The organism is Accumulibacter sp., from assembly GCF_016789985.1.
GTDB lineage: Bacteria > Pseudomonadota > Gammaproteobacteria > Burkholderiales > Rhodocyclaceae > Accumulibacter.
Window position 1 is genome coordinate 1 of the sequence record NZ_JAEUOL010000104.1, and the last position, 10,343, is coordinate 10,343.

The 10,343-nt window shown below is 65.0% G+C and carries 9 protein-coding genes and 1 pseudogene; all 10 read left to right on the forward strand.

Annotated elements, in window-relative coordinates:
* The coding region (locus tag JNK99_RS06215; RefSeq protein ID WP_291850203.1) for an argininosuccinate synthase at positions 1 to 1,116 on the forward strand (1,116 nt) is incomplete at its 5' end.
* 47 nt (positions 1,117 to 1,163) lie between these two features.
* Entirely contained in the window at positions 1,164 to 1,373 is a 210-nt protein-coding gene (locus JNK99_RS06220; RefSeq protein ID WP_291850205.1) for a DUF2788 domain-containing protein, read from the forward strand.
* Positions 1,374 to 1,376: 3 nt separating this feature from the next.
* Positions 1,377 to 1,688: a pyrimidine/purine nucleoside phosphorylase gene (locus tag JNK99_RS06225; RefSeq protein WP_291850207.1), complete on the forward strand. Its 312-nt coding sequence runs from the start codon at positions 1,377 to 1,379 to the stop codon at positions 1,686 to 1,688.
* 56 nt (positions 1,689 to 1,744) lie between these two features.
* A complete protein-coding gene (locus tag JNK99_RS06230) occupies positions 1,745 to 2,239 on the forward strand; it encodes a YajQ family cyclic di-GMP-binding protein (protein ID WP_291850208.1) in 495 nt (164 codons plus the stop codon).
* 240 nt (positions 2,240 to 2,479) lie between these two features.
* Positions 2,480 to 5,476: a DEAD/DEAH box helicase gene (locus JNK99_RS06235; protein WP_291850210.1), complete on the forward strand. Its 2,997-nt coding sequence runs from the start codon at positions 2,480 to 2,482 to the stop codon at positions 5,474 to 5,476.
* 28 nt (positions 5,477 to 5,504) lie between these two features.
* On the forward strand, positions 5,505 to 6,119 hold the full coding sequence (locus JNK99_RS06240) for a nicotinamidase (protein WP_291850213.1): 615 nt from the start codon (positions 5,505 to 5,507) through the stop codon (positions 6,117 to 6,119).
* The gene (locus JNK99_RS06245) at positions 6,116 to 7,459 is read left to right on the forward strand and encodes a nicotinate phosphoribosyltransferase (RefSeq protein ID WP_291850216.1); all 1,344 of its coding nucleotides are present in this window, start codon (positions 6,116 to 6,118) and stop codon (positions 7,457 to 7,459) included. Before JNK99_RS06240 ends, JNK99_RS06245 begins: the two co-directional genes overlap by 4 nt.
* 38 nt (positions 7,460 to 7,497) lie before the next feature.
* The gene (locus JNK99_RS06250) at positions 7,498 to 8,052 is read left to right on the forward strand and encodes a phosphoribosyltransferase family protein (RefSeq protein ID WP_291850219.1); all 555 of its coding nucleotides are present in this window, start codon (positions 7,498 to 7,500) and stop codon (positions 8,050 to 8,052) included.
* A 220-nt stretch (positions 8,053 to 8,272) separates the two neighbouring features.
* Complete coding sequence (gene thrS / locus JNK99_RS06255) at positions 8,273 to 10,189, forward strand: threonine--tRNA ligase (RefSeq protein WP_291850222.1); 1,917 nt, start codon at positions 8,273 to 8,275, stop codon at positions 10,187 to 10,189.
* Positions 10,190 to 10,251: 62 nt separating this feature from the next.
* A pseudogene (locus JNK99_RS06260) lies at positions 10,252 to 10,343 on the forward strand (translation initiation factor IF-3); the annotation flags it as partial.

A 10,343-nucleotide genomic window follows, 5' to 3' on the forward strand; every position in this document is an offset into this window, starting at 1 on the left:
CTCGGCCAGGGCGAGGAACTCGAGGCGGCACGGCCGAAGGCCCTGCAGTTCGGCATCGCGCCGGAGAACATCTACATCGACGATCTGCGCGAGGAGTTCGTGCGCGATTTCGTCTTCCCGATGTTCCGCGCCAACACGGTGTATGAGGGCGAGTATCTGCTCGGCACCTCGATCGCCCGACCGCTGATCGCCAAGCGGATGATCGAGATCGCCAACCTGACCGGCGCCGACGCGGTGGCGCACGGGGCGACCGGCAAGGGCAACGACCAGGTGCGCTTCGAACTGGGCGCCTACGCGCTGCGGCCGGACATCCGGATCATCGCTCCCTGGCGCGAATGGGATCTGCTGTCGCGCGAGAAGCTGCTCGCCTACGCCGAGCGGCATGGCATTCCGGTCGAGATGAAACACCGACAGGGCGGTTCGCCGTATTCGATGGACGCCAACCTGCTGCACATCAGCTACGAGGGTCGCCATCTGGAGGATCCGTCGGCCGAAGCCGAGGAGTCGATGTGGCGCTGGACGGTGTCGCCGGAAGCGGCGCCCGATGCCGCCGAGTACCTCGACCTGGAGTTCGCGCAGGGCGACCTGGTGGCGATCAACGGCCAACGCCTGCCGGCGCACGAACTGCTGGCCCTGTTGAACCGGCTGGGCGGCAAGCACGGCATCGGGCGCATCGATCTGGTCGAGAACCGCTACGTCGGCATGAAGTCGCGCGGCTGCTACGAGACGCCCGGCGGAACGATCCTGCTGCCGGCGCACCGGGCGATCGAATCGATCACCCTCGACCGCGAAGTGGCGCATCTCAAGGACGATCTGATGCCGCGCTACGCCAGCCTGATCTACAATGGCTACTGGTGGAGCCCGGAGCGCAGCGCGCTGCAGAAGCTGATCGACCACACGCAACAGGCGGTGAACGGCTGGGTCAGGGTCAAGCTGTACAAGGGCAACGTGATCGTCGTCGGGCGCGACTCGCCGGGTGATTCGCTGTTCGACGCGACGATCGCCACCTTCGAGGACGATGCCGGGGCTTATGACCAAAGGGATGCCGCCGGTTTCATCAAGCTCAACGCCCTGCGCCTGCGGATTGCCGCCAGGCTGGCGGAGCGCGGGAGATGAGCGGGCGATGAGCCGTCGATCTGCAGCCTGAACGACGAGCGGCGACGATGTTTGGCCTGACCGAGGAACAGATATCGGAGTTCGGCATGACCTTCGGGGTTGGTGCCTTCATGCTCTTCATGCTGTTCATCATCGGCGAGATCGCGTGGCAGTCGAAGGCCGGCAAGACCGGCACCATGGTGCTCTTCTTCGTCCTGTCGTTCGGCATGCTGGGCTTCATTGCCAAGACGATCATGGAAAAACTCTGGGGACTGTAGAACATGTCGCAATTCGATCAGGTGAGTGTCGTCAAGCAGGCCAATGTCTACTTCGACGGCAGGTGCGTCAGCCATACCGTCCTGCTGGCCGATGGCAGCCGCAAGACGCTGGGGGTGATCCTGCCCGCGACCCTGCGCTTCAACACCGGCGTGGCGGAGGTCATGGAGGGGGTGGCCGGCTCCTGTCGCGTGCGCCGCCAGGGGGAAAGCGGGTGGACGGTCTACGGCGCCGGCGAATCCTTTGCCGTGCCGCCCGATTCGTCGTTCGAGATCGCCTGCGACGAGCCTTATCATTACGTTTGCCATTTCGCCTAGGCGCGGCCGCGCTCCCGCGTCTCCGCCGACTCCCGCAAATCCTCACCGGACGACCCATGCCTTCATTCGATTTTTCCTCCGAAGCCGACATGGCTGCGCTGCACAACGCGATCGACGTGACCCGCCGGGCGATCGACAACCGCTACGATTTCAAGGGAAGCAGTGCCAGGGTCGAACTGAACGACAAGGACAGGATCATCACGCTGCACGGCGACTCGGATTTCCAGCTCGGCCAGATCAGGGACCTGCTCTTCCCGGCGATGGAGAAGAAGGAGAAGGAAAGCACCAAGCGGCTGGAAGATCAGCCGGTGCAGCGGGTCTCCGGCAACAAGGTGAAGCAGGAACTGAAGATCCGGGTCGGCATCGAGTCGGAGCTGGCGAAGAAGATCATCAAGCTGATCAAGGATTCCAGGCTCAAGGTGCAGGCTTCGATCCAGGGCGATGCGGTACGCGTCAGCGGCGCCAAGCGCGACGAACTGCAGGCCTGCATCGCCCTGGTGACCAGGGCGATCACCGATTTCCCGATCAAGTACGGCAACTTCCGCGACTGATCGTGGCAACAAGCTGGCAGGAGGTCCGGGCGTTCGCCTCGCTTGCCGCAGATTGCCGGCCTGTGCTAGCTTATGTCGCTTGAAGCGTCTGTCCCAGCGTGCTCCACGTTGCACGAGACCGGGGGCTGCCAATGAATGCTGCATTGCGAGTCGAGGTCCTGCGCAGGTTTTCGGGCGGCGGCTCGCTGCTGCGCGTCGTCCGGCGACGCGGCAGGGTGGCGGGCGGACTGGCGGCGTCGCATGGATAAGTCCGCGGATCCCCCGGCACCGGGCGAACTGGGCATGCTCTCCTGGACGGAAGAACTGCGGCGGGTGGCGATGGCGGTCAGCAAGAAGGACCGCAGTCCGGCCAGCCGGCAACAGCTCTTCTACCTGCTGCACTGGACGCCTGACGCGCGTGGCTTCGGGGTGACCGTGCACAAGGGGCGCGATCCGGACAGCGCCGAAGAGCTGTGGAGCATCGATCGTGCGCTGAGCAAACCGCCGCGTTTCGTCGGCGAGGAGGATCGGGCGATCCTCCGCCTGTTGTGGGCCGAACGCTCGTTCGACACCGGCCTGCGGGCTTTCGGCCTGGGACCGCGACACGGCAGCGAAGCGCTGCAACTGCTCGCGCAGACCGGTCGTCTGTGCCGCAAGGATGATTTCTCGCCCCTCTCGCTGGCTGCCCCACGGCCGGCCGGCGTGAGCTGGCGCGAGAGTGGTGACGGGCGGCAGTTGCCGATACTGGTCGCCGAGCCGGCGGCCAGTCTGGTGATCCCCTGGCCGTCACCCTGGTTCGTCGATCTCGACCGGCGGCTGGTCGGACCCTTGCAGGTGCGCGGCAATCCGGCGGTGGTCGCCCGCTTGTTCTCGCTGCCGCCGCTGTCGGTCACGGCGGCCGCACTGGTCGGCGAGGCGCTGGCCGAAGCGGCCTGCGAGATGCCGCCCGACCCGGAGCAGACGAGTACCGGCCTGCGCAGCATCGTCGCCGAAGCGCTGCCGCTGCTCCGCCTGCGGACCCTGCAGACGCACGGCAACCGGGGTTGGCGCGACTATGTCGCCAGCTACGGCGGCGGTTCCTTCGACGTCGCCCTGGTGGTCTTCCGCTATGGCGAGGTCGAGGTGATTCCGGACGAGCTGCGCGACTTTGTGGTGCTGCCGGGCGGCGAGATGGTGCGGGTCGAACGGCAGCGTGCGCTCGAGGAGCGGCTGATGGCCGAACTGGGCGGTGCCGGCCTGGAAAAGGTTCCGGGTTACGTGCTGCACACCTTCGGTCGTCCGCCCGACAATGCCTATGGACTGGCGCGGGAAAGCCGGTGGCCGGAGTTCATGCGCGAGGAGCTGGCCTACCTGCGCGACGCCGGCTGGCAGATCGACTGCGCGGCGGATTTCCGCCATCGGCTGCTCGACATCGAGGCCTGGGATGCCGACCTCTTCGAATCAGACAACGGCTGGTTCGAGCTCGACATGGGCATCATCGTCGAAGGCGAACGCCTGCCGCTGGCACCGCTGCTCGCCGCGCTGTTCCGGCGCGACGGGCGCTGGCTGGAGGCCAGCCTGCTGGCACAGATCCCGGATCAGGAAATGATCGAACTGGTGACGCCGGCCAGCCTGCGCATTCGCGCCCCGGCCGGGCGCCTGAAACCGCTCGCCGCAACTCTGATCGACCTGTTCGAAGGCTTTTCGGGTGGCACCAGCCTGCGCCTGTCGCGCTTCGATGCGCCGCGCCTGAGCGAACTCAACGATGTCAGTCGCTGGCGCTTCAGGGGCCAGGGCGATCTGCTGGCGCTCGCCGGGCAGCTCAGTGCGGCACAGGGCATCAGCCATATCGATCCGCCCGCGGGACTCGGTCTGGCGCTGCGCCATTACCAGATCGAAGGCCTGGCCTGGCTGCAGTTCCTGCGCGAGCAGAATCTGGCCGGCATTCTGGCCGACGACATGGGGCTCGGCAAGACTGCCCAGACCCTGGCGCATCTGCTGCTGGAAAAGGAATCCGGGCGGCTCGACCGGCCGGCGCTGATCGTTCTGCCGACTTCGCTGATTTTCAACTGGACCAACGAGGCCGCGCGTTTCGCCCCCGGCCTGTCGATCCTGTCGCTGCACGGACCCGAACGCAAGAGCCGTTTCGCCGAGATCACGCGACACGACGTGGTGCTGACCACCTATCCGCTGCTCTGGCGGGATGCCGCAGAGCTGACCCGGCATGCCTATCACCTGCTGATTCTCGATGAAGCGCAGACCGTGAAGAACGCGCGCAGCCAGGGGGCCGAGGTGGTGCGCCGGATCACGGCGCGTCATCGCCTGTGCCTGACCGGCACGCCGCTGGAGAATCATCTGGGCGAACTGTGGAGCCAGTTCGATTTCCTGCTGCCTGGCTTTCTCGGCACCTGCCAGATCTTTACCCGTTACTGGCGGACGCCGATCGAAAAGCAGGGCGACAGCGACCGGCGCGATCTGCTGGCGCGCCGTGTTCGTCCGTTCATTCTGCGTCGCAAGAAGGAGGAGGTGGCACGCGAGCTGCCTCCGAAGACGATCATCGTGCGCAAGGTGCAACTGGTCGGCGGGCAGCGCGACCTCTACGAGACGGTACGCGTCGCGATGGACGCCAAGGTGCGCGAGGAGATCGCCAGCAAGGGCTTCAACCGCAGCCAGATCGTCATTCTCGATGCCCTGCTGAAGTTGCGCCAGGTCTGTTGCGACCCGCGACTGGTCAAGGCGAAGAGCGCGCAGAAGGTAAAGGAACGCGCCAAGCTCGATCTGTTGATGACCATGCTGCCGGAGCAGGTCGAGGAGGGTCGGCGCATCCTGCTTTTCTCTCAGTTCACCAGCATGCTGGCGCTGATCGCCAGGGAACTGAAACAGCTCGATCTCGACTATGCGTTGCTGACCGGCGACACGCGCGACCGCGAGGAACAGGTGCGCCGCTTCCAGGCGGGCGAAGCGCCGATCTTCCTGATCAGCCTGCGGGCGGGTGGTGTCGGCCTCAATCTGACGACGGCCGACACGGTGATCCATTACGATCCCTGGTGGAACCCGGCCGCCGAGAATCAGGCGACCGACCGTGCCCATCGCATCGGGCAGGACAAACCGGTCTTCGTGTACAAACTGATCGTCGCCGGCAGCATCGAGGAGAAGATTCTCGCCCTCCAGGAGCGCAAGGCCGAGCTCGCGGCACGCATTCTCTCGGCCGATCAGGGCGTGGACGCCAAATTCGGCAGCGACGACATCGCCGCCCTGTTTGCCCCGCTGCCGGCCTGAGCGAGCGGTTGTGAGGAGCCACGAGACCATGCCTGTGGACCGAAAAGCGGGCGCTCGGGGAGATCTGCCATTGCAGCCCGGCGACCTCTTGCTGGTGGTGGACGTGCAGAACGATTTCCTGCCGGGCGGAAGGCTCGCGGTGCACAGGGGTGACGAGGTGGTACCGGTGCTCAACGAGTATATCGCGCGTTTCGTGGCTCGCGGACTGCCGGTGCTTGCCGCGCGCGACTGGCATCCGCCCGATCACTGCTCGTTCGACGCGCAGGGCGGTAGGTGGCCGCAGCACTGCGTGGCGGGTACCCCGGGCGCCGATTTTGCGCCGGGGCTGCGCCTGCCGCCAATCGTGTGTGTGATTGCCAAGGCAAGTCGGGCCGACCAGGAGGCGTATTCCGCCTTTGCCGGTACCGAACTGGCCGAACTGCTGCGCCAACGGGGCATCAGCCGCTTGTTCGTTGGTGGGCTGGCGACCGATTATTGTGTGGTAAACACCGTGCGCGACGCGCTGGCTGCCGGATTCGGCGTCGTGGTTCTGACCGATGCGGTGCGGCCGGTCGACCTGCAGCCGGGGGACGGGGAACGCGCGCTGGCCAGGATGTCTGCCCTGGGTGCCCGGCTGGTGCACCTGGATGAGCTGCCGGCATGAATCGGGAAAGCCTGTTACTGACCGACCTCTACCAGTTGACCATGCTGCAGGCTTACCATCGGCAAGGCATGAACGATACCGCGGTGTTCGAATTCTTCGTGCGCAAGCTGCCGGAAGGACGCAATTTCCTCGTTGCCGCGGGACTCGAGCAGGTGCTCGATTATCTCGAGGAAGCCCGCTTTTCGCCCGAGGAGTTGCAGTGGCTGCGTGACTGCGGCCGCTTCCGCGCCGACTTCGTGGATTCGCTGCGTGATTGGCGTTTCGGCGGTGACGTCGACGCGCTGCCCGAGGGTACGGTTTTCTTTGCCGACGAGCCACTGCTGCGGGTTGTTGCACCGCTGCGCGAGGCGCAATTGGTCGAGACGCGGATCATCAACCTGTTGCAGTTTCAGACCATGGTCGCCTCCAAGGCAGCGCGTTGCGTGCTTGCCGCACAGGATCGCCTGCTGGTGGACTTCGGCCTGCGCCGGGCGCATGGTGCCGAGGCCGGCCTGCTGTCGGCGCGCGCCTCGTATCTCGCCGGCTTTGGCGGTACGGCGACGGTGCTCGCCGGCATGCGCTGGGGAGTCCCGCTCTTCGGAACGATGGCGCACTCATACATTCAGGCGCATGGCTCGGAAAGCGGGGCCTTCGAGAGCTTCGCACGCTCGCAACCGGCAAGTTCGACCCTGCTGATCGACACCTATGACACTGAACAGGGAGCTCGCAAGCTGCTCGACCTGATCCCGAAGCTGGCCAGCCAGGGGTGCCACATTGGCGCCGTGCGTCTCGACAGCGGTGACCTGGGGGAGCACGCCAGGCGCGTCCGTGCCATCCTCGACGCGGGCGGCGCAGCGCAGGTGCGCATCCTGGCCAGCGGGAATCTGGACGAATACCGGATTCGCGACCTGCTGCAGGGCGGCGCGCCGATCGATGGATTCGGTGTCGGCACGCGGATGAATACTTCCGCCGACAAACCCTATCTCGATTGCGCTTACAAGTTGCAGGAGTATGCCGGTCTGCCCAGGCGTAAGCGTTCGGAGGGCAAGCTGACCTGGCCGGGCCGCAAGCAGGTCTGGCGACGCCTTGACGCGGATGGCCGGCTGTGCGGCGACGTGCTGAGTGTGGCAGGTGACCCCTCTGCGCAGGCGGACCTCCTGCTGCCGGTGATGCGCCAGGGGCGACGCCTCGGCCGGCCGCCCGGGCTGGCGCTGCTCCGTGCGCATGCCGGCGAGCAACTGCGCCGCCTGCCGGAGCCCTTGCGCCGCCTCGAACCGGTGCCGGCCTACCCGGTGGTCGTTGCCGAGGCGTTGCAAGCGCTGGCGCGGACCGCCGACCGGCTCACCGGATATTCTGCCTGAGGACGCGACATGGCCCGGCCTTGTCTGGACGTGCAAGCATGATCGACAACACACGTTTCCGTGCCTATGATGCGCAGCAGCTCGAGATGGTGCTTGACGGGATGGCTCGTCGCCTGGCGGCATTGCTGCCGGACGACCGGGATATCGTGCTGATCGGGATTCTGCGACGTGGTGTGCCGCTCGCCGGGATGCTGGTCGAGCGTCTGCACGGTCTGGGAATCAGGCGCATCCAGCGTGTCGCCCTGAAGGTAAAGCGTTACGCCGACGATCTCAGCCTGCTTCACCCGGAGACACTGCTCAGCGAGAACGCGGAGCAGAGCGCCGTCGAGTGGCCGGGCAAGGTCGTCGTGGTGGTCGACGACGTGCTGTATCGTGGCCATTCGCTGCTGCGGGTGGCGCAGCACCTGGCGCAGCGAGGTGTGGCTGAGCTGCGTAGCGTGATCCTGGTGGATCGGGGTGTCGGTCTGCTGCCGATCCGTGCCGATGTGACGGGTGTCCGGCTGAGCCTGCCGGAGGGGTCGATCGTCGAAGTTCATGTCCCTCCCTACGAGCCGGACTTCTGCATCGATTTGCTGCGGGCCGTTCCGCGGTAGGGGGTTGAGCGCGGGAATCGTACTGGTGTGGCGGCGTTTGGCCGTGCTGCTGCGCTGTGTTAGAATCGCGCCGTTTCAGGCAGTGCGGCGGACGGGATTGCGGTCGCTGCTTGTACCTGCCGAGCGAGGGCCGGGCCGGCAAGAACAGATCGGGCGGCTCGTCCGCTAACCAGAAGCCAGAGCGGCGCTCTGGCTTTTCATTTTTCTTCTGGGGTGCACTATGCCGGTTGTCACATTGCCTGATGGCTCGCAACGGGAATTCGCGCAGCCGGTCACGGTAGCCGAGGTGGCGCGAACGATCGGCGCCGGTCTGGCGCGGGCGGCGCTCGCCGGCAAGGTCGATGGCCGTCTGGTGGACACTTCTTTCACGATCTCCGACGATGTGCAGCTTGGCATCATCACGGACAAGGATGCCGAGGGGCTGGAGGTCATCCGCCACTCGACGGCACACCTGATGGCCTATGCCGTGAAGGAGCTTTTTCCCGCGGCGCAGGTGACGATCGGCCCGGTCATCGAGAACGGCTTCTACTACGATTTCGCTTACGAACGCCCGTTCACGCCCGACGATCTGGCCGCCATCGAGCAGCGCATGGGCGAGCTGGCGCGGCGTGATCTGCCCGTGCAGCGCGAGGTCTGGCAGCGTGATGAGGCAATTGCCTTCTTCAAGTCGATCGGTGAGCATTACAAGGCCGAGCTGATCGATGCCATTCCGCCGGACCAGGCCGTCTCGCTCTATCGGGAAGGGGATTTCGTCGATCTCTGTCGTGGTCCGCACGTGCCTTCGACCGGCAAACTGAAGGTCTTCAGGCTGATGAAGCTGGCTGGCGCCTACTGGCGGGGCGACCATCGCAACGAGCAGTTGCAGCGTATCTACGGGACGGCCTGGGGCAGGAAGGAAGACCAGGACGCCTATCTGCACCTGCTGGAGGAGGCCGAGAAACGCGACCATCGCAAGCTCGGCCGGCAACTCGATCTTTTCCACCTGCAGGACGAAGCGCCGGGAATGGTTTTCTGGCATCCGAAAGGGTGGACCATCTGGCAGGAAGTCGAGCAGTACATGCGTCGCGTGTTGAGCCGGAACGGCTACTGCGAGGTGAAGACGCCGATGATCATGGACCGTTCGCTGTGGGAGCGCTCCGGGCATTGGCAGAACTACGCGGAGAACATGTTCACCACGGCTTCCGAGAATCGCGACTACGCGATCAAGCCGATGAACTGCCCGGGGCACATCCAGATCTTCAACCAGGGGCTGCGCAGCTATCGGGATTTGCCGCTGCGCCTGGCCGAGTTCGGTTCATGCCATCGCAACGAGCCGTCCGGGGCCCTGCACGGAATCATGCGTGTGCGGGCTTTTGTCCAGGATGATGCCCACATCTTTTGTACGGAAGCGCAGGTATTGCCGGAGACCGCGGCATTCATCGATCTGTTGCAGCAGATTTATGCCGACTTCGGGTTTACCGAGATCCTCGTCAAGCTGTCCACCCGCCCGGAGAAACGCATCGGGTCGGACGAAGTGTGGGAGCGGGCGGAGGCTGCCCTGGCCGAAGCCCTGGCCGCCAAGGGTCTGGATTACGACCTGCAGCCCGGAGAAGGTGCCTTCTACGGGCCGAAGATAGAGTTCTCGCTCAAGGACTGCCTGGGTCGCGTCTGGCAGTGTGGCACCCTGCAGCTTGATTTTGCGTTGCCGCAGCGGCTTGACGCACATTACGTCGGCGAGAACAACGAGCGCCACATCCCGGTCATGTTGCACCGGGCAATCCTCGGTTCACTCGAACGTTTCATCGGCATTCTGGTCGAGCATTATGCCGGCGCCATGCCCTTGTGGCTTTCGCCGCAGCAGGCCGTGGTGCTCAACATCTCCGAGAAGCAGGCCGATTACGCCGGGCAGGTGGCAGCGGCATTGCGCGCTGCTGGGCTGCGGGTTGAGGCGGATTTGCGCAACGAAAAAATTACCTATAAAATACGAGAACATAGCTTGAACAAGCTGCCGTACCAGATCGTTGTTGGCGATAAGGAGGTGGCAGCAGATCTGGTGACCGTGCGCACACGCGGTGGTCGGGACCTCGGGCAGATGCCGATCGGGGCACTGATCAGACGACTTCTTGCGGAGGTTTCCGCGCACAGTGGCACGGCCTGACTTTTGTCAAAAAAAGGAGTGGACCCATCGCACTGCAAAAGGCGCAACGCGTTAACGAAGAGATAAACGCACCGGAAGTCCGGCTCGTCGGAATCGATGGCGAGCAGTTGGGAGTGATGAGTGTCAGGGCGGCAATGGCACTGGCCGAGGAAGC

Excerpts from the sequence above, each read along its gene's own strand:
- JNK99_RS06220 (WP_291850205.1), top strand. The coding sequence starts at position 1,164 with ATGTTTGGCCTGACCGAGGAACAGATATCGGAGTTCGGCATGACCTTC.
- JNK99_RS06225 (WP_291850207.1), top strand. The coding sequence starts at position 1,377 with ATGTCGCAATTCGATCAGGTGAGTGTCGTCAAGCAGGCCAATGTCTAC.
- JNK99_RS06230 (WP_291850208.1), top strand. The coding sequence starts at position 1,745 with ATGCCTTCATTCGATTTTTCCTCCGAAGCCGACATGGCTGCGCTGCAC.
- JNK99_RS06235 (WP_291850210.1), top strand. The coding sequence starts at position 2,480 with ATGGATAAGTCCGCGGATCCCCCGGCACCGGGCGAACTGGGCATGCTC.
- JNK99_RS06240 (WP_291850213.1), top strand. The coding sequence starts at position 5,505 with ATGCCTGTGGACCGAAAAGCGGGCGCTCGGGGAGATCTGCCATTGCAG.
- JNK99_RS06245 (WP_291850216.1), top strand. The coding sequence starts at position 6,116 with ATGAATCGGGAAAGCCTGTTACTGACCGACCTCTACCAGTTGACCATG.
- JNK99_RS06250 (WP_291850219.1), top strand. The coding sequence starts at position 7,498 with ATGATCGACAACACACGTTTCCGTGCCTATGATGCGCAGCAGCTCGAG.
- thrS (WP_291850222.1), top strand. The coding sequence starts at position 8,273 with ATGCCGGTTGTCACATTGCCTGATGGCTCGCAACGGGAATTCGCGCAG.